Source organism: Exiguobacterium sp. s125, assembly GCF_018618605.1.
In the GTDB taxonomy this organism is placed as follows: Bacteria; Bacillota; Bacilli; order Exiguobacteriales; family Exiguobacteriaceae; genus Exiguobacterium_A; species Exiguobacterium_A oxidotolerans.
The window spans coordinates 152,766-178,224 of record NZ_JACSMI010000001.1 but is presented as its reverse complement, the minus strand read 5'-3'; the positions used below and the strand labels follow the sequence as shown (position 1 = coordinate 178,224).

The following is a 25,459-nucleotide window of genomic DNA, read 5'->3' as shown; positions in this document are numbered from 1 at the left end:
TTACGGGAAAAAGTGCGTTTTTAACGCACGTTCAGAGGCAGGCAAGACCCTGCTCGTTGGCCGTGAGGACCAAGGAGCAACGGCTTGCGCCTCGCCCGAGGAAAGCAACGAAAAAAGACGCTTTATCTCCCAATATTGCGAAAAAAATTTGTTTTGAGAAGAAGCAGGAAAGCAACTTCTCACCATCCGTTAAGATTAAAAACCGCTTAATTTGTCTATACGCAAAAAGGACCGCTCAGGGAAGCGGTCCTTTTCCTCACATGAAAAGAGATCAATCAGATGAAACAACGAACCATCAGGGAATGGAACGTTGTCGTTAGCGACTAGCTAAGATTTGCTCAAGGGAAAGCAAATCTGTCGAATCGACACGATAGTCTGCCTCATGTAACGTCGTTTCCGGTCCGACGCCGACAGCATACATGCCTGCCGCGTGGATGGCCGTAATACCGGCTGCTGCATCTTCTACACCGATACAGCGACTCGGATCGACGTCAAGCGCTTCAGCTGCCCGTAAAAACACTTCAGGGTGTGGTTTAGACTGAGCAACTGTTGCCGCATCGACGATATCATCGAAATAGTGTCGAACCTTTAGTGCCTCAACGACTGTCAGCGCATTTTTCGAAGCCGACGCCATACCGATTTTCAGCCCAGCAACCCGAATTTCATCCAAGAACGAAATAATTCCCGGAAGAAGATCTTGTTCTGAGATATGTTGAATCAACTCGACGTAGTGCTCGTTCTTTTTCGTCGCAAGCGCGTTTTTTTCGGCTTCCGTGAAAGCATGCTGCTTTCCACCGAGCGCCAAGATCCGCTCTAACGAATCGGTCCGACTTACACCTTTAAGTGTTTCGTTGAAATCCCGGTCGAACGGAATCTCAAGCTCCTCTCCGAGTTGCTTCCACGCTAAGTAATGATACTCGGCTGTATCGGTAATCACGCCGTCTAAGTCAAAAATAACCGCTTCAATCGTTGGTGCCATCCGACATCCATCCTTTCATCCATCGTACATGAAAGACAAGAAATCGAATGATTTGCGCAAACGATTGCACTTGCCTCAAGAAATATTTTACCTCTTCACACACCTCTTTGCAAGCGTTATCAAAAATTTCTTCATTTAGACCGTTTGAAGTTATCTGGAAAAATTAGTTTACATTGATAACGCTTTCAAATAAGCATAAATGTTTTCGTTTTTTATCTCTTTACTATTCGTTTTACATTTTTTAACTGGTATAATCAGGTTAGTTTTAGAATCGGAATTGAAGGAGTGACTCAGTATGTTTCAACGTGTCAAACAACTGCTCGACGAACAGAGCCGCCGGATGCGACGTTATGAAAAAATCGTCCTGTCGATCAATAGTCTAGAAGCGGAAATGCAACAGAAGACCGATGACGAACTCTGCCGCTTAACCGCTTCTTTAAAAGAACGTCTTCAGACGGGTGAGTCGGTCGAAGCGATTACTGCGACTGCATTTGCGCTTGTTCGGGAAGCGAGTAAGCGGACGCTCGGATTCCGCCATTACGATGTCCAGCTGATTGGTGGCCTATCGCTACTTGAAGGACATATCGCCGAGATGGCGACCGGGGAAGGAAAAACCCTCGTCGCTTCGCTCGCCAGTTTTACACAGAGTCTGTACGGGCAAGGCGTCCATGTCATCACCGTCAATGAATATTTGGCCCGCCGTGACGCGGAACAAATCGGACAAATCCATCGCTTTTTAGGACTGACGGTCGGCATCAATCATTCCGACTTATCATTTGACGAGAAGCGAGCCGCCTACGCTGCCGATATTACATACGGAGTCGGAACGGAGTTCGGTTTTGATTACCTTCGCGACCATCTCGTCATGCGCAAAGAAGACCGGTTGCAACGCCCTCCCCGCTTTGCTCTGATCGATGAAGTCGATAGCATCTTGATTGATGAAGCTAAAACCCCCCTCATCATGGCGGAACGTGACACCGTTCACGAAGCGCTCCAACAACTCGTCCGTCGTGTCATCGAAGCGTTCCAGCCAGAGGAAGATTATACGTTTGACGATGAAATTAAAGCGGTTGCCTTAACCGACCAAGGCATCGAGACGATTGAGCGAACGTTCGGAGTCGATCAACTCTTTGCGGCAGAACATGCTGTCTTGTTTCATTATGTCATCCAGGCACTTCGCGCGCATGTCGTCTTGACACGCGATATCGACTACATCGTCAAAGATGATAAAATCGCCCTCGTCGACTTATTCACAGGTCGCTTAATGGAAGGGCGCAGTTTATCTGACGGCCTACACCAAGCACTCGAGGCAAAAGAGAATGTTACCGTGACTGAAGAAAACCGGACGACAGCCCAAATCACGATTCAACATTATTTCCGCCTCTACCGTCATGTTTCGGGTATGACGGGAACCGCGTCGACCTCACGCGATGAGTTCCTGAAAACTTACCGGATGGATGTCGTATCGATTTCACCGAATCGCCCGAAAATCCGAATCGATGAACCAGACGTCCTTTTTTTGACGCGTCAGGAAAAATATCAGGCCATCGCACAGGCAACACGACTCGCACATCAAACAGGACAACCCGTATTGATCGGGACGACTTCAATCGAACAATCCCTAAAAGTTGCTCACGTCCTGGAGCGCGAACAGTTGCCTTATGAGATTTTGAATGCAAAGACGGTTGATCAAGAAATCCGAATCATCGAGTCAGCCGGACAAGCCGGCCGGATTACGATTGCGACGAACATGGCCGGTCGTGGAACGGATATCGTCCTCGATGCCTCTGCCAAACAGCAAGGTGGATTGTTGGTCATCGGGACAGAACGCCACGAGTCGGTCCGCATCGATAATCAACTTCGCGGCCGGGCCGGTCGCCAAGGTGATCCAGGATTGACGCGCTTCTATTTATCGCTCGAAGACGAGCTTCCCCGCCGCTTCGCAAAAGACCGCCTCACCCGTGTTCAAAAAAAGCTTCCCGATGTCGCAGGTCCTGTCACGTTAAAAGAGGCGCGCCAGTTGATGAGTTATGCGCAGGAGACATGTGAAGCCGTCAACCGGAGCGTCCGTGATGAACTCGTCCAGCTAGAAGATGTCATCAGTGAGCAACGCCTCGCGATCTATCGTCTTCGCAATCAAATTGTTGAGTCCGAGTCCCTTGAAGGGTTTGTACAGCCCTTTGCTGCTCGTGTCATTCATGCCTTAGTCGATGAGCATCTCCATGACGCGCTCGTTCCAGAAGAATGGCCACTGGCATTACTGACATCGGAACTTGAACAGCTCGTCCAACAACCGGTCCTGCTCGAGCGCGTCGAATCGCGTGAAGAAATGAAACAACGATTGACTCCACTCATTGCAGAGACCGAGACCACGATGGCAGACCATCTTGCGTCCCATGAAGAAACAGCACGTCGCTTCATGCTGCTCGCACTCGATGAACAGTGGACGGGTCACTTAACGGCGATGAATTCATTGAAGGAAGGGATTCATCTTCGCGGTTATGCGCAGGAACAACCTGTTCGTATCTTTGAACAGGAAGGAATGGACTACTTCACTTATGCGATTTCTACTTTTGAAAAACAGATTGTCTCTAGTCTTTGTCGCTTCGAAAGTGTTACGACTGAAGGAGGAATGCTTCATGCAACCGTCGACTGATTCACCGGTTATTCAACCTGCGCTCTATTTCACGGACGATATGCCAATCGTCAAAGAAGATGAGTATGTCTTCCGCTACGTCGCGGCACAACTACCTGGACTCGCTCCTGGTCAAATGGCAATCCACCTCTTCCAAAGGTTAGAAAACAAGCCGTTGCGCTTGATTGCCTTGTTCCAAAATACACTTGACCAAGCTTTCCAGCTGAATGATTTAGTCGTTCTTGCACTGTCCGGCGACCAGTTGATTGCCCGGAAAACGCTTAGTATCGAGGAGATACCGGTCCTTTTACCAATGGTAACAATTCCGCTTTGGCTTGAGTTTGCGGAAGAAGATGTGTTTGTCGATCTGGATTCACTTACTGATCCGGTCCAACTTGTCTTTTCGAACGAATTGTTGACCGATGTGCTGATTGATTCGTCCTTCTCGGAGACTGAACGCCAACGGATCCGCCAAATCGCTTTTTCTCACCCGATTCCTCCGACAGACGGTTGGTCGCTCCTTCCGGTATCGATTCTAAAAAAAGAGACTTCCGTTGAAGCGATTGTCTTAGTGCGTAATCCAAGTAATCAGCTTTTGACACTCGATCAGTTGGCATTCGAACTCGTGACCGGAGAAACGACGCTTGCGCAGAGCGAGCACCCCGCTGTATCTGTTTTTTCAACGAGCGAATATGCCATTCGCCTCCAGTTTGACTATTCGGCAAAGGCAACTGAAACGTTCGCCCTCCGCTACCTCCCCTAATCAACAACGAGGCGCCTCGTCCACTGACGAAGCGCCTCGTTCCTTTTTTATCCTTTTAACAATCCGATGACGCGGACGTCGACTGCTTTCGGTGGGAATGCCAACATGTTTTCCATGTCTTGCACAATCCGTTCTTGCACTTTACCCGCTGTCTTGATGATCGACATACCATACTTGATATGAACAGCCAGGCTGACCGTAATCTCGCCTCCGACATCTTCGACCTTAACGAGTTTGACCATTTGTTTTTCTTGCAGTTTCGAATCATCTTGCGTAAATGCGATACCTTCTGTTTCCTTGACTGCAACTCCGGCGATGACCTCGATTACCTGCTGAGAAACGTTTACGACACCATCCGCGTTGTTTAAGTTATATGACATACTTTCCACGCCCTTCATCTATTAATCCATCTATTTTAAAGTGTATAGCATTTAACCTTTTTTTGAAAGGTCTTCCCGCTTCTCGACAATCGGACGGATGTCAATTTCAATCAATGGGCGTAACATCCGAACAACTGCCGGGTGAACGATGATTCCGACGATTAAAATCGCAACGCCAAAAATGATCAACAAAGCGACCCAAGGTTCTGTTACAAATGCACCCGTTACATATTGTCGCCAAGCCATGACGAAGAAGACGTGTAAAAGATAAACGTAGAGACTCAGCTCCCCTGCCCGGGTCACGAGTGGAAGCCTGCGCATCGGCACAAGCATCATGAACCCGAGTGACGCCGTGATCGATAAGAAATAGATGACGCTATGCTTCAGTACCCCGACCCAGGCATCGCTATCATATTGTTCGACGTAAGGAAAACGGTGTTTAAAGGCATTTGCAAGATCGACGACTTCTTGCGGTGTATCCCGCCAGGCTTGAAACAATAAAAAACCGACGACGGAAGTAAACGCGAGTCCGCCCAGTAAGCGGACGTTCATCCGGCGTTTGAAATTTTTCGGCATCTCGAAAATCCGGATAAACTCGTGTTCCGAGAGATAGTTCCCTAATAAGAAATACGGATAGAACATGATTAACTTCCGTAATGCCAGGAATCCTGTATTCTCAAGTTCGAAGCCGTATAACAGGGCGAACGCTAAACCGAACCAGATATATCCTCTCAAGTGCACGACGTATGGTGTGACAATGTACCAAACGACCATGACGAACAAATACCAAAGCGCCCAGTACGGACGCAACAAGTGCGTCCCGATATTTTGACCGGAAAATAAGGGTAACCCTTCTCCAAAGGTTGCCCACGACCCGATTAAAATTTGCCAGACACAATAGACGGCAAATAATTGAATCACCCGTAAGTACTTGTTTTCGCGAAAGAAGTAGCCACTCAAAATGATGAACAATGGCATGTGGAACGAATAAATAATTAAATAGACCGTCTCGAGTACCTTGCCATCATAGTCGAACCGAATATCAGTCAGCATATGACCGATGACAACGAAAATGACAAGAAATCCTTTAATATTGTCGAACCATGGATTTCGATTCATGTTACACTACCCCTTATACTCCTCTGAAAGGAACGATTGTTTTATGAAAAAAGCACTATTGATTCTCTCGGTTGTCATAAACATCGTTCTCCTTGCACTACTGTTCGGACGTAAACCACTTGATTTAATCGAAGACGTCTTCCCTGCAATGAGTTCGAAACCGGTTACGACATTCCAATACACAAAAAACTCCAACTATGTCCGATTGAATAGTCTCTTCCATACTTATCAATACCCAAAATCTCCGAATGCTGTCATGTTAGGTGATTCGATGACACATTTTGGTGACTGGCGGATTTTGATGAATGATTCATCGATCGTTAATTTCGGGATTCCCGGTGATACGACGGAAGGATTTTTGACACGACTTGACCTAATTCTTGAGTTAGAACCAAAACAAGTTTTCGTGATGGGTGGTATCAATGACATCCGGCACTTCACACCCGTCTCTAAGATTACAGAGAATATGACGACGATCGTGACGACACTCCGAAAAAATAACATCGACGTCGTCATCCAGTCAACGGTCCCCGTCGCACCGAAATATTCCGACTCCGTCCGGGTCAACCGTGAAGTCGAAGCGTTGAACCGTAATTTGAAGCAGCTCGCAGAATCGGTCGATGCCGACTTCGTCGATTTACGGCCGGTCTTGACGAACGATCAAGGATACCTCCAAAATCGGATGACGTATGATGGGTTGCACCTCGTCGGTGGCGGTTACTTGCGGTGGAGCGATGCCTTAAAACCGTATGCAGAAAAGATAGATGTGACGGAAAATAAATAAGCTCTACTCGGCCGACCCGAATGATGCGCTTGTCATTCGGTTGGCTTTGATTGTATTCAAAAATCTAAAAAGGACGATTCCGACAGCGGAATCGTCCTTTGAGCTTGTAAAGATTCGGTGAGGCTGATGCCTGACCAATTCTTAGTCTTCTTGATTTTTAACGCCCATGTACGCAGCAACGCTTGAAGCTGTGAACACAGCGATTGCGACGATACCAACCGCGATCCAAACGACTTGATCCACCATTTGTTTTCCTCCTTTAATGTAACCGCTCACTTTCTTTTTTTAGCGTACACGAAAATCGTCAAGAAAGAAACACATTTTCCATGTCTAATGACTGGACGTTTAGGGAAAAAGTAACTATAGTAGAAGGACAACTATAAATTGTCAGAAAATTCGATTATTTCACAAGGAGGTGATTCTGATGGCCACTCCACTCTTGAAACCGAAACTCATGATGCAACGACGAAGTACACTCAACTTTGGTTATTGGCTCGTCATCGGGCTCATTGGTTGGATGATGCTCAGCTTAGTCACAGGACTTCGCGATGTCCTGACAAGTCTTCCTTTGTATGAAACAATTCCACTGACATTTCTGATCGTCTTTGTTACCGGCGTTACTTTAAAAATGCTTCGCGATGAATGGTGGATTCGTTATCTCAATCGGCAAAAGCAATTCTATATCGGTCAAGAAACCGTCCTGACGTGGTGTTCGATCATCGACAGCATGTGGCTCGTCCGCAAACCGATGCGTCGCGAACTACGGCACCTGTACAAACATATCACACAGACGAAAATTTCTGAAGAAGCAAAAGAGACACTCGCAATGCAACTCGTTGAGCGAGGAATCTTGATTGTTTATTCTCGTCCGAAAAGTGACCATCCAGCTTAAGAAAAAAGCATTGAGAACTCAGGATTCTGCCCCTTGAGTTCTCAATGCTTTTTTATTGTGTCAATTGATTGTTTAACCAGGATGCCGCGCTTTCAATCGTCGGCATGACGAGCTGATGTCCGTGGTTTGACCATGTCACGTCGACATGCGCTCCGGCACCTTCAAATAGTGCTTTTAGTTCTTCCGTCTCACTTGCGGCACAAATCGGATCATTTGCCCCCGCTCCGATGAAGACGTTGACGCCTTCACTATTTGGCAACGGGATGCCACGACGCGGTACCATCGGATGGAGCAAAATCGCTTGTGCGAACAGCGCTTCTTCAAACATCATGTTCGCTGCGATATTCGCGCCGTTCGAGTAACCGACGGGAATTAATTCCTGAACGGAAAATTGATACGTCTCACTTTTTTCTTTGATGAATGCCATCAATTCTTTTGTCCGTAAGGCTAAGTCGGCTTCGTCAAAGACGCCTTCTGCCAAGCGTTTAAAGAAACGCGGCATCCCATTTTCCGTGACTGCTCCACGAACGGAGAGATAACCGGCATCTGGATGAAGCAATTGGACGAGTCCGATTAAATCTTGTTCCGATCCACCCGTGCCATGGAGAAGCAAGAAAATCGGTGCGCCTTGTTTTTTAGGTTGTTCAAAAAGATGTATCATACGAGTCTCCCCTTCTTGACTGTGATTGGTGCGGCATGTTGCGCGATTTTCGTCCGGTGCGCCTCAAATTGCTCCGGCAACTTTAAGTCTTCACCGAGTGCTTCGAATGCTTCATCAACGGCAAAACCAGGATTGTCCGTTGCGCTTTCATGACGATTACCTAGTTACTCCCTTTTATCCTTAATATAATAATAGTAACTAAATTACTAAAAGTAAACAAAAATGCTCAATTATATAAATTTTAAAAATGGAACCTTTAACCAGTTTTAACGTAAGGGTACAATGTAAAGAGAAGTGACTACTTAGTCTGCCAAGGAGGTTCATATGCTAGAACTACAGAACATCACAAAACAGTTCGGCGAGTTTACAGCCGTCGATGAGCTATCGTTTCAAGTTCCGGAAGGACAGATTTTCGGATTACTTGGCGCGAATGGTGCCGGAAAGACGACGACGTTCCGGATGTTGCTCGGTATCTTACAGCCGACGACAGGATCAATCACCTGGAAAGGAAAAGCCATCCCCCTCTCGCAAATCGGCTATTTACCAGAAGAACGCGGTCTTTATCCAAAGATTCGGGTGGACGAGCAATTAATCTTTTTAGCCGAGCTTCGTGGGATGCGGCGTAAAGAGGCTAAAGCATCTCTAGTGGCGTGGTTGGATTACTTTCAAATTCCTCAATATGAAAAGATGCGTGTCGAACAGCTTTCAAAAGGGAATCAGCAAAAAATCCAATTGATTTCTGCCGTCCTGCACAAGCCGGATCTGTTGATTCTCGATGAACCGTTCAGCGGACTTGACCCTGTCAACGTCGAACAACTTAAAAAAGCGGTCCGGAAACTGACGACGGACGGGACGACGATTGTCTTCTCAAGTCACCGGATGGATCATGTCGAAGAATTATGCGAACATGTCGCGATTTTAGATCACGGAAAACCTGTTGTCGCCGGTTACTTACCAGACATCAAAGCAGGCTACGGAAAAACGCGTGTTTTGTTAGCAACCGATGCCCCACCATTGTTATGGGATGCACTGCCTGGTATTTTACAGGTCGAAACGGAAGGCACCGGCTACACGCTCCAAGTCGAATCAAAAGAAGCCGCCGACGGATTACTTCGCCATTTGATTACAGAAGGGTTCCACGTCGAACGTTTCGTCTGGGATCAACTCTCCCTACAGGATATTTTCATCGAGGAGGTCGGAAAACGTTATGAACCGTAAATTTATGACCCTGTATCGCTTTAGTTTATTACAAAAATTGCGGGCAAAAAGTTTTCTTATCTCAACCGCTTTAATGATTGTTTTTTTGATTGGATTTTCGAATATCGAACGAATCATTGACTGGTTTGCAGGAGACGAACCTAAAATCGCTGTTGTCAGTTCACTGGATGCGGACATCGTTCCTGTTCTAAAAGAAAGTGGGATAAAATCCGAAATCGATCAGAAAGATTATTCATTACAGGAAGCACGAGATGCCGTTAAAGACGGCACATATGAAGTGGTTGCGTTGATGACGAGCGATCCTTACGCTGTCACATTAATTAGTGAGAGTCCGGAACAATCCCTGAAAACTCAACTGTCAACGGCACTAAAACTGGTTCGTGATCAAAAAATCATTTCTGAATCAAATGTTGATCCTGCGATTCTCGCCGCATTGGCTGCTCCTATTACAACAAAACAAGAGTTAACATCCACTGGCGGAAAAAATGAGGACGAACTGTTTGCCGCTTCTGCCCTCGTGTATGTTTTGCTGTTCTTAATGTATTTTACGATTGTAATTTATGGCGGAATGATTGTAACCGAGATTGCCAATGAAAAATCATCACGTGTCATGGAGCTGTTAATCTCTGCTGCCAGTCCGATTCAACATATGCTTGCAAAAATTTTATCCATTGCAACGGTCAGCATCATTCAACTTTCTTTGCTTGTTGGCGTTGGTTACTACAGTGGACAAAAAAGCAGCTTGTTTGACCAACTATCACTCGACTCTTTAAGCATTCAAACAGTTGTCTACTTATTTGTATTCTTCTTACTCGGCTACTTCCTTTATGCAACGTTGCTCGCCGCACTCGGTTCACTCGTCAGTCGGGTCGAAGATGCACAGCAAGTAACGATACCCGTTATCATGCTGATTGTAGCCGCGTTCATGATTTCCATTTTTAGTTTAAACGCTCCAACAAATCAAGCGGTCGTCGTCTTATCATTCATTCCGTTCTTCACCCCGATGTTGATGTTCTTACGGGTCATGCTGACGGACGTCCCGATGTGGCAAATCCTTTTATCCATCGGCTTAATGGGGGTAAGCATCGCCCTTGCCCTGTTCGTCGGAACGAAATTTTATCGAGGCGGTGTGCTGTTCTATGGATCGAACCCGCTCAAGCAACTGCGACGTATTTTAAGTGGTCGTCAGTAGTGGTTTACAAGATGAGACGTTTCCGCTATCGTTAAGTGAGAAAAACTTTAGGAGGAACTACGTTATGCGGTCTCGTTTTTGGGCAGCTATTTTATTCACCGCTGCCGCCATCGTCTCGTCTCTTGTCATGTTTACGAAATTTCCACAAGCGAGCGAGACGTGGAAGCTCGTCCTTGCCTATGGTGGCATGACGTTTGTCGTCAGTCTATTTTTCTGGTCGTTCGTCGCTATCCGCATTCAATCATCCCGCCTCTTCGGAAGTTGGATGGGAATCTTCATCGCCGGCACGACGGTGTTACTCGTTTGTATCGCTCGGTTTGTGATCCGTGGAGATTTCATGATGGTCTTCAAATGGCAAGCTATGCTTGGTAGCTTGACGCTTAACTTTGGATACGTCGGATGGGTTCTCGTCATCGCGAACGCAATCATCGGCTTCATCATCGGGCGGACACGTCAAAAAAGCCGAGTCTCTCATCACCAAGTTCCACGACGATCATAAAACAAATGCCGCCTCTTCTTCAGGAAGGGGCGGCATTTTTAATAAAACGAATTCGCATTACTTTCGATGATAGCGCATTCGTTCAATCTGATTACTATACTGGGTGTAACACGTCGTTCGCTCGGTCGTCTCTCCCTCAGTCAAACGATCTAAATACTCGTCGAGTTGAATCATCGAGGGGAGTTTATCCTCGAACATCTCAAACGTCCCCCGCGCTTCTTCCCGACGAAGCTCTCCGGCCTCCATGACCGACTCGACCAGCTCGTGAAAGATTCGCTGTTCCGTCGTACTCATCGTCTGTTCAATTCGCTTCACGTCATCATCATACATCAAGTCAAACATCCGCATCCGTTCTTCGAGTTGTTCTTCGATGACGGACTCATCCTGACCCAGTGTCTGCTCGTACGCTAAACGCAATTCCTCGAGCGGTGTGCTGTCCTGCATGACGAACTTCAACGATTCCCCTGTCCAAATATGCCGCGCCAAATAACTCGAATCAATTTGTAAAACTTCTGCTAACGACTCGATGTAGGCTTTCGTCGGGTAGACCTCACTTAATTCTGTTCGTCGAATGAAATAAGGTGCGACACCCAGGTTATCTGCTAACTGATCAATCGAGATTCCGGCGCGTTCCCGCAAAATCCGAATCCGGTCCCCGTACCCTCGATATGGTGAATGATCCAGCATATTCTCCCTCCTCGCTATGCTCTTATCATACCCTTGAATCCGGTATCGGATACATCGAACTTTCGCCTGATTTTTGAAGCAGGTGTCGTGGATACTGAACCCAGAGCGGGAAGATGCTTCCGATATAACAAAACGTGACGATTCCAATCCACATCAAGGAAACACCGAACAGGGGACCCATCTTAAGACCCGCCTCGGAAATGATGGCTTGGAACAACAACCAGGCATGAAATACGGAAATCAAGTATGGAATCATCAAGACCGCTCCATATTTCACAAGTAAAAACGTTCGGACACTTTGACGATCAAAACCGAGGGCAAACAGCGTCTTCAATCGTTTTTGTTCTTGTTCAGCCGTCATCTGCATCCAGACGTGGAGGAAACTCGCGTTGATGACGAAGAGCCAGACCGTCAGTAAAATGACGACGAATGAGACGAGACGGACAATCCGAATCCCATCGAGTTCATCTTCTGTTTCATTGATTAATTGATACGGCGCCGCCGCTTCGTTCGTCATCTTCGATTTCGACTGAATTTCCCGGACGATTGACATCCAGTCATCCCAAGCCCCTGTCCCGTAATCCCGATAGGCTGGCGTTTCAAAAACACGAATCCGGGCGAGGGGTTGTGCCAGTTCGTTGAAGCGCTGATCACTGATGACAAACAGCGTTTCGATGCGATAGTTATAACCGAAAAAGAGGCGGTGTTTAGCCGGGGTTACTAATCTGTATCCAGCTTGTTCCATCGCCTGTCGCGCTTTTTCCATCGTCGGTGTCTGTTCTTTTAACTGAACGGGACGGGCTGGAATTTGAAGCGCCTCACGGTCGTTCAGCTCGCGTCGTTTCTGTCCCAGCTCGTTTAATAATTGATTGTAGTCGGATAAAGGCAACACGTAACGTGTCCCCTTCTTTTTCAGACGAACTTCCTGCTGATATTTGTCCGGGAACGTCTCTTCCATCGTCTCTTCAATCTTTTGCAAGCGTTCGGACTGCTCTTTCGACTCTTCATAATAGACGAGTCCAAAATGATTTTGTGAAGATAAGTCTAACCCGACTACTTGAAAGATGAAGACGAGCCCGACTGCCGTTAGTGCACATGACGTCAAAATCGTCCCAAGGGCAACGAGGGTGCTATTCGTCCGGAGCTGTGTCGCAATTTCAGAAAGGATGAGTTTACGTAACGATAACGTCCGGGGACGATACAATTTCATCAACGTCGGTAACACATTACGGCAAATGAGAAAGGAACCGATAAAAATGACGAATGGAAACAACAAAACAAATCCGGTTTGTTGGACGAATGCTAATACATACCCGTAGAACAGCAGAAGAATCGCCATAAATCGCAGCGATATACGAAAGCGGCGTTTCCATTTTGAGCGTGTCCGAATGGGGCGATCCGGACGGAATCGATAGATTGCGAGTACTGTCGCCGTTAAGAGAACGAGGAGCGCCCCGGCGATGAGTACTAAAAACGACAGTGCAGAGATCTCAATATCGAGTTGTGGTAAAAACATCACTTTTTCGATTGCCAGCAACATCAGTTTCGTCAAGACGACTCCAAGCAACAACCCCGCCGAAATCGCTAGTCCGCCGACAAGGAGAACCTCAATGAGGAAGTACTTTAAAAAGTGCGAAAATCCGCTCCCGAGCGTCCGCATGACACGTAAATCATTTTTACGGTGTTCAAGCATCGTATACGTCGTCGCATAGATGAACAGGATACTGAAAAACAAAATAATCAGTTCCGCGATAAAAACAAAAATCATCGTCAGTTCGATGACTTGATTCAATTGACTTAAGACTTTTGCGACATTTTGGAACGAAGCACTCGTCACTAAGTTCCAGTAGCTCGTCGAAATCGTCATCGCGATGACAATCGTCAGGGCGTACCCATAGTACAGACGCTGATAGCGTTTAATGTTACGTAGGGCGTATTGTAGATAGTTGATGTTCGTCCCCTCCTAATAACGACAGCGACTCGATGACGCGTTGAAAGAAGACACGACGGGGTTCGTCACGAAACAACTCGGTTTGAATATTACCATCCTTCAAAAATAAGACATGGTTACAATACGAGGCGACCGTCGGGTCATGGGTGACGATGACCATCGTCATCCCGGCTGCATTTAACTCAGCAAGTAATTCCATTACATGTTTTGTCGCTTGGAAATCGAGTGCACCGGTCGGCTCGTCAGCCAACATCAAACGCGGAGCATGGATTAAAGCACGCCCAATCGCAGCGCGTTGGCGCTGTCCACCGGATACTTCATCCACCTGTTTGTCGAGTAGCTCATCGATTTGAAGCCGTTTTGCGAGATGCAGCATCTCCTCTCGCGCGAGCTTCGTCTTTTTCCCAGACAGCATCAACGGAACGAGCATGTTTTCACCAAGCGTCAACGAATCGAGTAGATTGAACTCTTGAAAAATGATTCCGAGTGTCTCACGCCGAAAGCGCGTCGTTTCTTTTCGCTTGAAGGTCGATGTATCAATGCCCTCCATCAAAATCGAACCCCAGCTCGGTTGATCGAGCGTCGCCAGTAAGTTGATCAGTGTCGACTTGCCACTTCCGGACGGCCCCATCACCGCGACCATCTCGCCTTCCTCGACACGGAAATTCAAATCCGTCAGCGGTTGTTCCGTTACTTTTCCTGCATATACTTTCCCAAGCTGTTTGACTTCAATCATCCGTTCGTCCTCCTACAAGCTTCAATCGACACGTCGTCCCTTGGCCTTCCAGACTATTCAATTCAATTTCATGCCCGAGCTTCGTACAGACCTGCCAGACGAAATAAAGTCCCATTCCGGTCGACTCTCCGTAACGCCGTCCATTTTCACCCGTGAAGAAGGCGTTGAAGACACGCGGCAAGTCACGCTTCGGAATGCCGACTCCATCATCAATCAATGTCAGCACGACTTGTCCGTCGCGTTCCATCGCCCGAATCAGAACTTCTTTACCATGTCCCGTCGTGTATTTGACGGCGTTCGTCAACAGTTGAAGTAACAAAAAGCGGAACCATTTAGCATCTGTATACACGTATATGGACGGTTCGATTTCAAGCTTCGGATAGACTTTATTTTTGACAAACAGTCGTTTTTCTTGATTGATGATGTCCATGACGAGAACACGGAGATTAAGTTGCTCCGCCTTCAAATCCGTCTCGATTGCTTCGAGGCGTGACGAATACAACATTTGATCAAGACCTGTCCGTAGTCGTTCGACTTCGTGCCGCAGATCTGTCCGGTAATCTTCACCCGGATGTTCAAGAATCAGTTCGATGACCGAGAGCGGCGTCTTCATTTGATGAATCCACTGATCGACGTACCGGTGCCGTTCTTTTTCTTTCCGCCGTTCGGCAAACAAACTGTTTCGAAAAATCGTTTGTTGCCGTTCTAAAAATTGTTCGACTGCTGCAGCGATTGGTTCCTCACTGCCGGGGCGAATCGGTTCTGCAACCGAGGTAATCGGATTTTGTAATCGTTTAAGCAGTGGCAACATACTAAAAAAGCGATAGCTTAAATAAATGATGAGCGCGATTGTATCAAGTAAGATGATATAGAAAAACGCTGCGGGTTGATAAAGATCGTATAACCATAAGACGAGAAATAAGCCGACCAGTTGAACGATGAAAAACAGCAGTCCTGGAATCGTATAACGAAAAAACAGTTTCATTTTTCAAGCACCAGGCAATACCCGACTCCCCGGACCGTCTCAAGCCCTGACACGCCGATTTCTGTCAAACGTTTACGAACACGCGTAATATTGACGTTCAATGTATTTTCATCGACGAAGGCTTCATCATCCCAAATTCGTTCGAGCAGGTCTCCCCGGCTGACAATCCGCGGGCTAGCCGTCAGTAACATTTCTAAAATCAAACCCTCTTTTTTCGATAGTTCAATCGATTGATCACCATGTTCGACGATATACCGATCTAAATACAACGTGATGCCCGCCTTCACGACGGTCCGTTCATCATTCTCACTTGATAACGTCCCGTACGCCCGCCGAATCTGACTTTTGATTTTCGCGATGACAACGGCTCCTTGGAACGGTTTAACGATGTAGTCATCCGCCCCATATTCAAGTGCCATGACTTGATCCATTTCTCCGACTCGCGCCGAAATGAACAAAATCGGGGCACGTGTTTTTAAGCGAAGCTGCCGGCACCAATAAAAGCCGTCGAACTTCGGAAGGTTCACATCAAGCAAGATGACATCCGGCTTCGTCTCTTCAAAACGTGCCGCGACATCACCAAATCCATCTTCGTGAATGACACGGAAATCATAACGTTCGAGCAACTCTTGAAGTAACTCCGCGATTTTTTGATCATCTTCCACTAATAAAATTGTTTCCATCGAATGATTCATCTCCTTCGTTATCTATCATACCGAACAAAAAAAGGACTGGAAACGATTATTCGTTTCCAGTCACCGTCGTCACATCACAATCCGCCGGTACGCTCGGACCGTCATGATGTAATACACAAGGTAGACGACCGTATAACAGCCAATCGCAAGGACTGTCGGCATGACGATGTTGTAGTTGAGTAGTTTTTGAAGGACTTGCATCGCAAAGATGCTGTGAATGAGTCCAAGGAGGTACGGTAGGGAGAAGACAAATCCGACGAGGCGACGAATGATACTCACCTGTTCGCCTTGCGCCACCCCAACCTTTTGAATGATCGCAAAACGGTGCTTTGATTCTTCTGCTTCCGCAAGCATCTTGAAGTAGATGATTGAACCTGTCGCGAGCAGGAAGACGAGTCCGAGGAACCCGGCAGCAAATGCGAGCAGCCCTGTCGTCGCCGTCGTTATCGCGTAGACCGGATAATAGGCCGCCATGTCCGTTTCCGCCTGCTTTCCGTAAAGTGCCTCGAGTTTCTTCATCAACCCGTCATCCGTTCGTTCATCTGAAAATTGATAATTCGTCAGCATCCATGCACGCTCCGGCATCATCGCGAAGGCATCGTCCGAAACGACGAACGCCAATCGTTGTTTCTCATAGAGTTGAGCGATCGGTAAATCCGTTTCACCCGTGATGCGAAAGGACGAATGGATGTCGTTTATCTTGATTCCAACGGGTGACTTGACTCGTTCCTGCAACAAGTCGTTTCCTTTGAATGTCTCGAGGACAATCGCCTCACCTTGTTGCGGCTCAGGTAAAACACGTTTTCCGTTCGCCTTCGCTAGTCTGCGGTAGTCTGAATAATTGATGTAGCTGAATTGTCCTTTTGAACCGTCCATCGCATATGTCCGGTAGTACTTCGTCAAATATAACGGATTTGGTAACTCTTTCATCTGATGGTCGACATTTTTGACGTTGACCATCGTCCGCTGTTCAATGGTTTGATTCGATTCCTTAATCAATTGCTCTGCCTCCGGTCGTTTACTCGCAACCGATAAACTGTATGGCATTTGTTGCTCGACCGTTCGATCGATGAAATAGTAAATCGATGTCGCTGTTCCGACCGTCGTCAGTGTGACTGCCGTGATGACAGTAATCGTTGATAACATGACAGCATTCGACTTGACGCGTGACAGCAATTGACCATGTAAAATCAAATTCGTTCCTTCGAAGTGACGTGCCTGCTTACTGAGAACACGCAACAAGAAAATTGTAAAGTAACTCATCGTCCCGAATGTTCCGACGATGATACAAACTATCAAGAGTGGCGCGACTACAGTAAAGTGATCGAGCAGCGGCTGCCCCGTCAGGTAATAACCGAATCCCATCAATAGAAGAGAAAGGACTGCGAGAATCGGATGGACTTTCGGAATCACTTCGACTTGTTGGTTTGCTTTGAATAGTTCAATCAAGGTGAAGCGATAAATTGTTCGTGCCGATTGCAGAGCAATCAATAAAAAAATGACCAAGAACACGGCAATCGTCTGACCCATTGCAGCGAGGCTGATCGTAAACGTCGCTTCGATATCGATTGCCATGACATGCGCAAGCAGTTGAACAAAGTATTTTGAAGCAACCGTCCCTAGAGCGGTCCCGATGATCAATCCGACCATTCCATATCCCATCGTTTCAATAAAGATCAGTTGAGCGATTTGTTTTCGCTCGAGTCCAAGTAACGCATATAAACCAAGTTCTTGTTTACGACGTCGTAAGAAAAAGTCACCCGAATACCAAATGAAAATCGTCGAGAACACGGCCAAGATGATACTCGATCCCGTAAAGACCGTCCCGAGCTTACCGTACATCTCATTTGCGTTCAGCATCGCTTCGTTCGAACGAATCCCTAAAAACGTGTAATAAATCAAAATTGCGAATGTGACGGCACCTAGATACATCATATTGTGCCGGATGTTCTTTAAATTACGAAAAGCTAATTTAGACAAACTCACGTGCTGCACCCCCGAGTTCGCGTTGGACTTCCATGATTTGTTCGAAAAATTCCTTTTGCGTCCCAAACCGATGGATTTCTCGGAACAGCTCTCCATCTTTGACAAAGACAATGCGTTCCGCGTATGACGCCGTGACAGGATCATGGGTCACCATCAAAATCGTTGCCCCTTGTTCATTCAGCGTCTCGAGGGCTTCGAGTAACCCTGTCGCTGACTTTGAATCGAGTGCTCCCGTTGGCTCATCGGCTAAGAGGAGTGATGGTTGGTGGATGATTGCACGTGCTGCTGCGACGCGTTGTTTTTGACCACCTGAAAGTTCGACCGGACGTTTCTTCAATAAATCTTCGACTCCAAGTTGCCGCGCCACTTGTTCAACACGCAACACAATCATCGCTTTCTCGACACGTGCCAGCGCAAGCGGAAAGGCAATGTTTTCTTCGACCGTCATCGTGTCGAGTAAGTTAAAGTCTTGGAAGATGAAACCCAGTCGTTCCCGACGAAACCGTGCCAACTGTTTTTCAGTCATGCTCGTGACATCTTCACCATTAATCGAAATCATACCTTCACTCGGTTGATCAATCGTCGATAAAAGATTCAACAGTGTTGATTTACCAGCTCCTGAAGGACCCATGATGCTGACAAACTCCGCTTCATGTACCGTCAATGATGTCGGTTTTAGTGCTTCATGCCGCGCCATCTTCGTTTGGTATACCTTCGTGATATTTTCTGCATTCAAAATTGCTTTCATATTCTGTTCCTCCTGAAGTCGATTCGTTACCTTCAGTCTACCGAGCAATCGTACTTCAAGGGATGGAGTTGACTTTCAATTCACTTACAAAACAGTAAGGTTTGGGTGGAGAACAAAAAACTCCCTCATCTCGTAAGATGAGGGAGTCGTGTAAACAAACTCTTATGAAGCGTGAATATGCTATATCGAGACGGATTGGGTTCTAAACCGTCTGCATGCCTTGATTTCCCTCACGGTATTACCTAAAAAGCGTCACGTTTCGTTGACTCCTACGGGGAAAAGTGCGTTTATAACGCACTTTCAGAGGCAGGCAAGACCCTGCTCATTGGCCGCTAGGATCCAAGGAGCAACGGCTTGCGCCTCGCCCGAGGAAAGCAACGAAAAAAGACGCTTGCTCTCCCGATAGCACGTTGTCTACAGTCTGAAACTCCCTCATCTCGTAAGATGAGGGAGTTTCAGGAGAAGCGCAAAATTTCGCGCGTAATCAGATTATTTATGTGTTGCCTTGAACAATTCTGTTTCGCCTGCCACTACTGAAGTACCTTCAGCAGGAACAGCAGAAAGTGTGAATTGGTCGTGGTTCGTGACGATGATTGGTGTAACCGTCGATGGTGCATTCGCACGGATGTAATCTAAATCGAACTCAACGAGGACATCGCCCGCTTTGACTTTATCACCAGATTGAACATGTGCTGTGAAACCTTCACCTTTAAGGTTAACTGTATCTAAACCAACGTGAATTAATAGTTCGAGACCATCTTCACCTTTAAGACCGATTGCATGTTTTGTTGGGAAAATCGTTTCGACTGTTGCGTTAATCGGTGCGACCACTTTACCTTCAGTCGGTTCGATTGCGACTCCGTCTCCCATCATTTTTTGTGAGAAGACTTGATCGGGTACGTTCTCGATGCTGACGATTTTACCTGTAAGTGCAGAAGTGATTTTTGCGTTTCCTGCTTCGTTGCCACCAAACAATTTTTTAAAGAATCCCATGATACTATCCCTCTACTTTCTTGATCGTTTTTCTTCATTGAAGAAGATTCGATTTTTTTATAGGAGCGTGTTTATGAACGACTCGCTCACGTTCTCACAAAAAGCATACGTTTGTCCCTCTAGTTTTGCAAGTATTTTTGTGTGATAATAGTTAGAAATCAAAAGGAGGCGCTTACATGTTACCATTTTCAGAACTTACATATGTCCGTCCTGATCTGAATGTTTTAGAAACCACCATGCAAAACGCAATTTCTCGTTTAAAAGAAGCCACACAAGTCGAACAGGCAAACGCAGCCATCACTGAGATTAATACCCTTAGAAACCAATTCGAAACAGCGAGCCAAATCGTCGAGATTCGTCATACGATTGATACGCGCGACGCATTTTACGAAACGGAACAAGGTTTTTTTGATGAAGCAGGCCCCGTCTATCAGGGCTACGTCTCGAGTTATTATCATGTGTTGACGGCGCATGCGCTCCGTGAACAGCTCGAAACGACTTGGGGCAAACAACTCTTCCTCTTAGCAGAAGCCAGCTTAAAAACTTTTTCAGAAGCAATCATTCCGAAGCTTCAAGAAGAAAATCGTCTCTCGAGTGAATACACGAAGTTGATGTCTTCAGCAGAAATCGAATTTGATGGCAAAACGTTGAACTTGTCTCAGTTCGGTCCTTACTTGCAGTCACCTGACCGCGCGGTTCGTAAAGCGGCTTCAGAAGCACGTTACGGTTATTTAGCAGAACACGGCGAAGCGATTGATACGATTTACGACAAACTCGTCCATGTCCGGACTGAAATCGCCACGACGCTCGGATTCCCATCATTTGTCGAACTCGGTTATGCCCGGATGCTTCGCGTCGACTATAACCAGTCGATGGTCGAGGATTACCGCCAGCAAATCCTTGACACGATCGTTCCGATTGCGACGTCACTAAAAGAACGTCAACAACGCCGGATTGGTGTCGATTCACTCTACTACTACGATGAAGGATTCGCTTTCAAATCAGGAAACGCGACACCGCAAGGCGAGGAAACTTTCATCATCGAAGGCGGAAAAAAAATGTACCGCGAGATGTCGCCTGAAACAAATGAGTTCTTTGATTACATGATCGAGCGTGGTGCCCTTGATTTGACGGCGAAGCCAGGTAAAGCAGGCGGTGGGTATTGTACCTACATCGCTGACGAAAAACTGCCGTTCATCTTCTCGAACTTCAACGGGACGTCGGGAGATATCGACGTCTTGACGCATGAAGTCGGTCATGCTTTCCAAGTTTATGAGAGCCGTCACTTCACGACACCGGAGTACGGGTTCCCGACATATGAGGCATGCGAAATCCATTCGATGTCGATGGAATACTTCGCGTACCCATGGATGGAAGAATTCTTCGGTGAAGAAACATCGAAGTATAAATTCAGTCACTTGGCTGGCGGTGTTACCTTCTTACCATATGGAGTCGCAGTCGACGAGTTCCAACACGTCATCTACAGCAAACCGGAGCTCACACCGGCTGAACGTCGTCAAGCGTGGCGGACGATCGAGAAGAAATACCTCCCGCATCGCAACTACGAGGAGAATGACTACCTCGATTCAGGTGCTTGGTGGCATCAGCAAGGACATGTCTTCGGCAGCCCGTTCTATTACATTGATTACACACTCGCTCAAGTCTGCGCCTTCCAGTTCTATGCGTGGATGGAGAAGGACCGCGAAGCCGCTTGGAAATCGTACCTCGCGCTCTGTAAAGCAGGTGGATCAGAAAGTTTCCTTGCACTTGTCGAACGCGCCGGCTTGAAGTCACCTTTCGCTGACGGAACAGTCGACGAAGCGGTCGCACCAATCAAAGCCTATCTCGAACAAGCAGACGACTTAGCACTCGATCGTGTCTAACTAAAACATGCCTGGCAGCAACAGGAATCACTCGTTCGCAAGTGTGCTGTCCTCAAGCAAAAAACATAAGCCCCGTTTTCCTGTCAGTTCAATGGACAGGAAAACGGAGCTTTTTTTGTGTACGCGTAGTTTACGTTAATCCCAGCCGAAACGAACGAAGTACCCACTCTCCGCTTCGGTTGTCTCATGAAGATTTCAATGTTTCCTGATGCTGCATGAACCAAACTTCAAATTCATCTGCCGGAATCGGACGGGAATAGTAGAACCCTTGTCCATATTCACAGTCGAGCTTTCGTAAACTCTCGCTTTGTTCCAACTGTTCAATTCCCTCTGCGACTACGTCGTACTTCAACGTATGCGCAAGCTTGATGATTGTCTCGATCAATGGTGCATTCGAACATGCATCTTCCCCGCTAATGAAGGAGCGGTCGATTTTCAGACGTTGGATCGGAAGGCGACTTAAATAAGACAAAGAAGAATAGCCGGTTCCAAAATCATCGATTGCCAATTGATAACCCATTGCATGTAGCGACTCGAGGGCATCAAAGACGCGTTTATCGGAAAAGACACCAAACGATTCCGTGATTTCTAACTCCATCCGCCGTTCAATTCCCGGATGTTCATTTCTGATATCCGCCAAATAGTCGACGATGCGACCGGAAGCAAGTTCTTTCACTGATAAGTTAGCTGAAACACCAAGCATCGCAAGTGGCGTCTGCTCCCAGCGTCTAATTTGGTTGACCGTTTCCTGAACGACCCACATGCCGACTTCTTCAATCAGCATCGAGCGCTCGGCAATCGGAATGAAGACGGCCGGGCTAATCATGCCTCGTTCAGGATGGAACCAACGGAGTAACGCTTCACAGCCTTCGACCTGTCCTGTCTTTAAGTTAATTTGTGGCTGATAAAATAACTGAAGCTCATTTTTGACGATCGCTTCGCGCAACTCTGCTTCGAGAACGACCGATTCACGGTACTCTTCACTCATCCATGATTCGAACCAAACCGGCTCCCCTGCTTGATCCCGTTTCGCATGTTGCATCGCGATATCAACAGATGACAAGAGCGAGGTCACGGCAACTGCATCGTTCGGATAACGGACCATACTCATACTGATGCTGACATGGATTTCTTCACCTTCGACATAATACGGAAGTTCCATGACTCGTTTTAATTCGTGGTAATCGACGATGCCTTGCTGCGAAATCAAGACAGCAAATTCATCTCCACCGATTCGTGCCGGTGAACCTGTCCCGATGAAGTGACGGCGTAAACGGTTCGCTACTTCTTTTAGAATCAAATCACCCGCGCTATGCCCATACGCATCATTGATGCGTCTAAACTGGCGTACACTGACTGTGACGAGTTCGCCGGGCTGTAACCCTGCCAATGCTTCCGTCATCTTTTGTTCGAAACCATTTCGATTCAATAGCGTTGTCAAGACGTCATACAGTGCCAGTTGCGTAATCCGCTCTTCTCGTCTGTATTGATCCGTTTCATCGTGACACGTTAAATAAAGTGCAATCCCGTTCTCGCTTTTCGTCGGCACATAAATGATGTTGACGAACATATTCCGAATGTCCGCTTCGAAAATCATCTTACAACGAATCGTTTGACTATGCCCTTCGATTGCCCCATTTAAGGCACGACGCACCCGGTTCAAATCAGCCGGGTGAATCAGTTCTTCAATCGTCACGAACTCTGTCGTCTCGACGAGCTTCTGGAACTGATCATTCCCATGCAATAACTTGAAGTCTGCTGCTAAGGCAATGATTGGATCTGTATTTTGTGAAAACAGGGATTCGATTTCTGCTTTTCTCTGTTTGATTTCGAGCGTTTTTTGGTCATTGTAATCCAGTAGTCCTGAGATAATCGCCGTCATCGTCCGAAAAGCATGGACGACAGGTTGAAAATCATTGCGTTCCGGCACTTGATAAAACGATTGTTGCTGTCCTTCAGCAAATACGTTTGCTTCTTCCTGTAACATGACTAAGTCTTTTCGGAAAGCACGTAACAGCGAGAGCGTCAGTAAGAGTAAAGCGAAAATGATGAAGCACGTCGCAACGAACATCAACCACGCATTTCGAATGACATCATTTCCCCGGTCCGTCATTTCCGTTTGTACGTCTGAAATTGCTCGATTAAACAAACGGTACATGCTGCCTTGATAGCGATCTGAAATACGTTCTAACGTTTCGTATTCGCGAAGTGCGGGTTCACTCAACGTCGTATCGATCACACCAAAATATGCCGCCATCTCACTTTTCATCGTATTAATATCAAGTCTCGACGCTCCGTCTTCAGCATCAATCGTTGCCGAAAGCGTTTTCGTCACCGTATCATTTCTCACTGCCAAATCTTGACGTATTTGTCGTATTCTTGATAACTCGTATGCATCCAATTGTTTGTCTTGATCTGCACTAAGCAGGCTCTGTCCTGCTTTTCCGAAATCCCGTTCCATTAAGAACAGGTTAGAAAACAAGGAATAATATTTCCCGGTATCTTGACTGAGCGATAGCTGATTAAATAAAATTTCACTTTTATAATTTGCTACGGCCGTAAAAAATCGATTGCTCGCGACATAACCGTTTTTTCGAACCTCGTCGATTTCGGTTAGTACGTCCTCTTTCAAAGAACTTGTCGTCGGCATTGTCTCTAAACGTTTGCTCAGCGCCACGAGCTCGTCATCGACCTTTTTCGACCACTCGATTCGTTCCGTCAACGAGTCATCGACCCGTGAACTCAATGATAAGTAATAATAGTATGTAAGATCGCGTTCCGCCTGATTGACTTGTTCAAATACATCCATCACGCCGCTCGCACGTTTATAACTGTAACCTTCTTCTACATTTTTTAAGAGTTGCTGCGTCGCAATTAACACGGCTAACAACCCGATAATCGAAATCATCCATGAGAACGTTTTATAGTAGGAGCGTTTCCGAAATGCTTCTACGATGAAGACTGGTGGTAAAAGTCGCAACACATCGTCCTCCCTAAATTGTCATTATGTCTATATATCGTCTAAAAGAAGCGATTTGTGAAGCGGAAAGAGGTCAATAAAAACGCTTTCGCCCGTTTATTTTCGGGACAAAAGCGTTTTTGATCCATTCTTCAATATTGGACATTCTCTCGCTCTACCTTTTTAGCGAAATAGTCGATGATGTCGCGTCGACGAATGATTCCAATGAAGTGTTTGCCGTCATCAATGACGGGCACGAAGTTTTGATCAGTGATGACCTCAATCATTTCTTCCATTTGTGCTGTGATCGAAACGGGTTTATAACGAACACGTTGTTTAATGTCTGTCAGACGTGTTTGAAGTACATGATCATAATCCGCATGTTCCAGGTTTTTTTCAAGTGCCCAAAGCACATCACCTTCCGTGAGCGTTCCTGCATATTTTCCTTTATCATCAACGAGCGGGACTGACGTGAACCGATGATGTTTCATCTTTTCAAGTGCTTGCCTGACCGTCGACTCAGGATCTAAGTATTTCACTTCATCTTTTGGCAATAAGAAAAAAGCAATATTCATTTCTAAGTTCCTCCCTAGTCACTCTGTGACATCCACTTTATTTTATCATGAACTTCCGTTCGATTCATTTCTCAAATCATGAAAATCTCACTATAATTCCTTCATATTTAACATTACCCGTCCGATAATCAGAATAGAC

General features: G+C 46.5%; 22 protein-coding genes. 8 read left to right on the top strand and 14 right to left on the bottom strand.

The window, feature by feature from the left end; all coding sequences use genetic code 11:
- Window positions 1–316: 316 nt before the first annotated feature.
- Complete coding sequence (pgmB, locus tag KNQ05_RS00790) at window positions 317–979, bottom strand: beta-phosphoglucomutase (RefSeq protein WP_214804286.1); 663 nt, start codon at window positions 977–979, stop codon at window positions 317–319.
- Between the two features lie 295 nt (window positions 980–1,274).
- Here pgmB and secA point away from each other — a divergent pair, with 295 nt between their 5' ends.
- Window positions 1,275–3,635 (top strand): preprotein translocase subunit SecA, encoded by a 2,361-nt coding sequence (gene secA / locus KNQ05_RS00785; RefSeq protein ID WP_214804285.1) that lies wholly within the window; start codon window positions 1,275–1,277, stop codon window positions 3,633–3,635.
- On the top strand, window positions 3,619–4,377 hold the full coding sequence (locus KNQ05_RS00780) for an SLAP domain-containing protein (protein ID WP_088837810.1): 759 nt from the start codon (window positions 3,619–3,621) through the stop codon (window positions 4,375–4,377). Before secA ends, KNQ05_RS00780 begins: the two co-directional genes overlap by 17 nt.
- Window positions 4,378–4,424: 47 nt before the next feature.
- Here the strand turns inward: KNQ05_RS00780 and KNQ05_RS00775 are convergent, their stop codons facing one another.
- Both KNQ05_RS00775 and KNQ05_RS00770 read right to left on the bottom strand, forming a co-directional pair.
- Entirely contained in the window at window positions 4,425–4,757 is a 333-nt protein-coding gene (locus KNQ05_RS00775) for an Asp23/Gls24 family envelope stress response protein (protein WP_235195173.1), read from the bottom strand.
- Window positions 4,758–4,808: 51 nt separating this feature from the next.
- Window positions 4,809–5,876, bottom strand: a complete 1,068-nt coding sequence (locus KNQ05_RS00770) for an acyltransferase family protein (RefSeq protein WP_088837812.1) — start codon at window positions 5,874–5,876, stop codon at window positions 4,809–4,811.
- Window positions 5,877–5,919: 43 nt separating this feature from the next.
- Here KNQ05_RS00770 and KNQ05_RS00765 point away from each other — a divergent pair, with 43 nt between their 5' ends.
- Together KNQ05_RS00765 and KNQ05_RS00760 are read left to right on the top strand one after the other, a co-directional pair.
- Window positions 5,920–6,660, top strand: a complete 741-nt coding sequence (locus KNQ05_RS00765) for an SGNH/GDSL hydrolase family protein (RefSeq protein ID WP_088837813.1) — start codon at window positions 5,920–5,922, stop codon at window positions 6,658–6,660.
- 424 nt (window positions 6,661–7,084) lie between these two features.
- On the top strand, window positions 7,085–7,552 hold the full coding sequence (locus tag KNQ05_RS00760; protein ID WP_088837814.1) for a hypothetical protein: 468 nt from the start codon (window positions 7,085–7,087) through the stop codon (window positions 7,550–7,552).
- Between the two features lie 52 nt (window positions 7,553–7,604).
- Here KNQ05_RS00760 and KNQ05_RS00755 read toward each other — a convergent pair whose 3' ends face one another.
- The gene (locus tag KNQ05_RS00755) at window positions 7,605–8,213 is read right to left on the bottom strand and encodes an alpha/beta hydrolase (RefSeq protein WP_088837815.1); all 609 of its coding nucleotides are present in this window, start codon (window positions 8,211–8,213) and stop codon (window positions 7,605–7,607) included.
- Between the two features lie 324 nt (window positions 8,214–8,537).
- Between KNQ05_RS00755 and KNQ05_RS00750 the strand changes: the two genes are divergently transcribed.
- From KNQ05_RS00750 to KNQ05_RS00740, 3 genes are all read left to right on the top strand, one after another.
- Complete coding sequence (locus KNQ05_RS00750) at window positions 8,538–9,431, top strand: ABC transporter ATP-binding protein (protein WP_214767129.1); 894 nt, start codon at window positions 8,538–8,540, stop codon at window positions 9,429–9,431.
- Window positions 9,421–10,623, top strand: coding sequence for an ABC transporter permease (locus KNQ05_RS00745; RefSeq protein WP_088837817.1), 1,203 nt, complete (start codon window positions 9,421–9,423; stop codon window positions 10,621–10,623). Before KNQ05_RS00750 ends, KNQ05_RS00745 begins: the two co-directional genes overlap by 11 nt.
- Window positions 10,624–10,687: 64 nt before the next feature.
- A complete protein-coding gene (locus KNQ05_RS00740; protein ID WP_088837818.1) occupies window positions 10,688–11,122 on the top strand; it encodes a hypothetical protein in 435 nt (144 codons plus the stop codon).
- A 57-nt stretch (window positions 11,123–11,179) separates the two neighbouring features.
- Here KNQ05_RS00740 and KNQ05_RS00735 read toward each other — a convergent pair whose 3' ends face one another.
- From KNQ05_RS00735 to KNQ05_RS00700, 8 genes are all read right to left on the bottom strand, one after another.
- A complete protein-coding gene (locus KNQ05_RS00735; protein WP_214804284.1) occupies window positions 11,180–11,809 on the bottom strand; it encodes a helix-turn-helix domain-containing protein in 630 nt (209 codons plus the stop codon).
- A 25-nt stretch (window positions 11,810–11,834) separates the two neighbouring features.
- Window positions 11,835–13,676, bottom strand: a complete 1,842-nt coding sequence (locus tag KNQ05_RS00730) for an ABC transporter permease (protein ID WP_251132455.1) — start codon at window positions 13,674–13,676, stop codon at window positions 11,835–11,837.
- A 55-nt stretch (window positions 13,677–13,731) separates the two neighbouring features.
- A complete protein-coding gene (locus KNQ05_RS00725) occupies window positions 13,732–14,496 on the bottom strand; it encodes an ABC transporter ATP-binding protein (RefSeq protein WP_088837820.1) in 765 nt (254 codons plus the stop codon).
- A complete protein-coding gene (locus tag KNQ05_RS00720) occupies window positions 14,489–15,481 on the bottom strand; it encodes a sensor histidine kinase (protein ID WP_214804283.1) in 993 nt (330 codons plus the stop codon). Before KNQ05_RS00720 ends, KNQ05_RS00725 begins: the two co-directional genes overlap by 8 nt.
- A complete protein-coding gene (locus tag KNQ05_RS00715; protein ID WP_214767123.1) occupies window positions 15,478–16,164 on the bottom strand; it encodes a response regulator transcription factor in 687 nt (228 codons plus the stop codon). The genes KNQ05_RS00720 and KNQ05_RS00715 overlap by 4 nt, the downstream gene beginning before the upstream one ends.
- Window positions 16,165–16,245: 81 nt before the next feature.
- Window positions 16,246–18,162, bottom strand: a complete 1,917-nt coding sequence (locus KNQ05_RS00710) for an ABC transporter permease (RefSeq protein WP_214804282.1) — start codon at window positions 18,160–18,162, stop codon at window positions 16,246–16,248.
- On the bottom strand, window positions 18,149–18,910 hold the full coding sequence (locus tag KNQ05_RS00705) for an ABC transporter ATP-binding protein (protein ID WP_214804281.1): 762 nt from the start codon (window positions 18,908–18,910) through the stop codon (window positions 18,149–18,151). Before KNQ05_RS00705 ends, KNQ05_RS00710 begins: the two co-directional genes overlap by 14 nt.
- A gap of 489 nt (window positions 18,911–19,399) precedes the next feature.
- Complete coding sequence (locus tag KNQ05_RS00700) at window positions 19,400–19,903, bottom strand: PTS sugar transporter subunit IIA (protein WP_088837825.1); 504 nt, start codon at window positions 19,901–19,903, stop codon at window positions 19,400–19,402.
- A gap of 176 nt (window positions 19,904–20,079) precedes the next feature.
- Here KNQ05_RS00700 and KNQ05_RS00695 point away from each other — a divergent pair, with 176 nt between their 5' ends.
- A complete protein-coding gene (locus KNQ05_RS00695) occupies window positions 20,080–21,786 on the top strand; it encodes a M3 family oligoendopeptidase (RefSeq protein WP_214804280.1) in 1,707 nt (568 codons plus the stop codon).
- Between the two features lie 184 nt (window positions 21,787–21,970).
- On the opposite strand, the gene KNQ05_RS00690 is transcribed toward KNQ05_RS00695, so the two are convergent.
- Together KNQ05_RS00690 and KNQ05_RS00685 are read right to left on the bottom strand one after the other, a co-directional pair.
- Window positions 21,971–24,769 carry a putative bifunctional diguanylate cyclase/phosphodiesterase gene (locus KNQ05_RS00690; RefSeq protein ID WP_214767115.1) on the bottom strand — a complete coding sequence of 933 codons (2,799 nt, stop codon included), beginning with the start codon at window positions 24,767–24,769 and terminating at the stop codon, window positions 21,971–21,973.
- A 128-nt stretch (window positions 24,770–24,897) separates the two neighbouring features.
- A complete protein-coding gene (locus tag KNQ05_RS00685; protein WP_029331512.1) occupies window positions 24,898–25,320 on the bottom strand; it encodes a CBS domain-containing protein in 423 nt (140 codons plus the stop codon).
- Between the last annotated feature and the right edge of the window lie 139 nt (window positions 25,321–25,459).

Excerpts from the sequence above, each read along its gene's own strand:
- KNQ05_RS00720 (WP_214804283.1), bottom strand. The coding sequence starts at position 15,481 with ATGAAACTGTTTTTTCGTTATACGATTCCAGGACTGCTGTTTTTCATC.
- pgmB (WP_214804286.1), bottom strand. The coding sequence starts at position 979 with ATGGCACCAACGATTGAAGCGGTTATTTTTGACTTAGACGGCGTGATT.
- KNQ05_RS00715 (WP_214767123.1), bottom strand. The coding sequence starts at position 16,164 with ATGGAAACAATTTTATTAGTGGAAGATGATCAAAAAATCGCGGAGTTA.
- secA (WP_214804285.1), top strand. The coding sequence starts at position 1,275 with ATGTTTCAACGTGTCAAACAACTGCTCGACGAACAGAGCCGCCGGATG.
- KNQ05_RS00750 (WP_214767129.1), top strand. The coding sequence starts at position 8,538 with ATGCTAGAACTACAGAACATCACAAAACAGTTCGGCGAGTTTACAGCC.
- KNQ05_RS00760 (WP_088837814.1), top strand. The coding sequence starts at position 7,085 with ATGGCCACTCCACTCTTGAAACCGAAACTCATGATGCAACGACGAAGT.
- KNQ05_RS00765 (WP_088837813.1), top strand. The coding sequence starts at position 5,920 with ATGAAAAAAGCACTATTGATTCTCTCGGTTGTCATAAACATCGTTCTC.
- KNQ05_RS00700 (WP_088837825.1), bottom strand. The coding sequence starts at position 19,903 with ATGGGATTCTTTAAAAAATTGTTTGGTGGCAACGAAGCAGGAAACGCA.
- KNQ05_RS00755 (WP_088837815.1), bottom strand. The coding sequence starts at position 8,213 with ATGATACATCTTTTTGAACAACCTAAAAAACAAGGCGCACCGATTTTC.
- KNQ05_RS00705 (WP_214804281.1), bottom strand. The coding sequence starts at position 18,910 with ATGAAAGCAATTTTGAATGCAGAAAATATCACGAAGGTATACCAAACG.
- KNQ05_RS00725 (WP_088837820.1), bottom strand. The coding sequence starts at position 14,496 with ATGATTGAAGTCAAACAGCTTGGGAAAGTATATGCAGGAAAAGTAACG.
- KNQ05_RS00685 (WP_029331512.1), bottom strand. The coding sequence starts at position 25,320 with ATGAATATTGCTTTTTTCTTATTGCCAAAAGATGAAGTGAAATACTTA.
- KNQ05_RS00695 (WP_214804280.1), top strand. The coding sequence starts at position 20,080 with ATGTTACCATTTTCAGAACTTACATATGTCCGTCCTGATCTGAATGTT.
- KNQ05_RS00740 (WP_088837818.1), top strand. The coding sequence starts at position 10,688 with ATGCGGTCTCGTTTTTGGGCAGCTATTTTATTCACCGCTGCCGCCATC.
- KNQ05_RS00745 (WP_088837817.1), top strand. The coding sequence starts at position 9,421 with ATGAACCGTAAATTTATGACCCTGTATCGCTTTAGTTTATTACAAAAA.
- KNQ05_RS00770 (WP_088837812.1), bottom strand. The coding sequence starts at position 5,876 with ATGAATCGAAATCCATGGTTCGACAATATTAAAGGATTTCTTGTCATT.
- KNQ05_RS00735 (WP_214804284.1), bottom strand. The coding sequence starts at position 11,809 with ATGCTGGATCATTCACCATATCGAGGGTACGGGGACCGGATTCGGATT.
- KNQ05_RS00780 (WP_088837810.1), top strand. The coding sequence starts at position 3,619 with ATGCAACCGTCGACTGATTCACCGGTTATTCAACCTGCGCTCTATTTC.
- KNQ05_RS00775 (WP_235195173.1), bottom strand. The coding sequence starts at position 4,757 with ATGTCATATAACTTAAACAACGCGGATGGTGTCGTAAACGTTTCTCAG.
- KNQ05_RS00730 (WP_251132455.1), bottom strand. The coding sequence starts at position 13,676 with ATGACGATTTCGACGAGCTACTGGAACTTAGTGACGAGTGCTTCGTTC.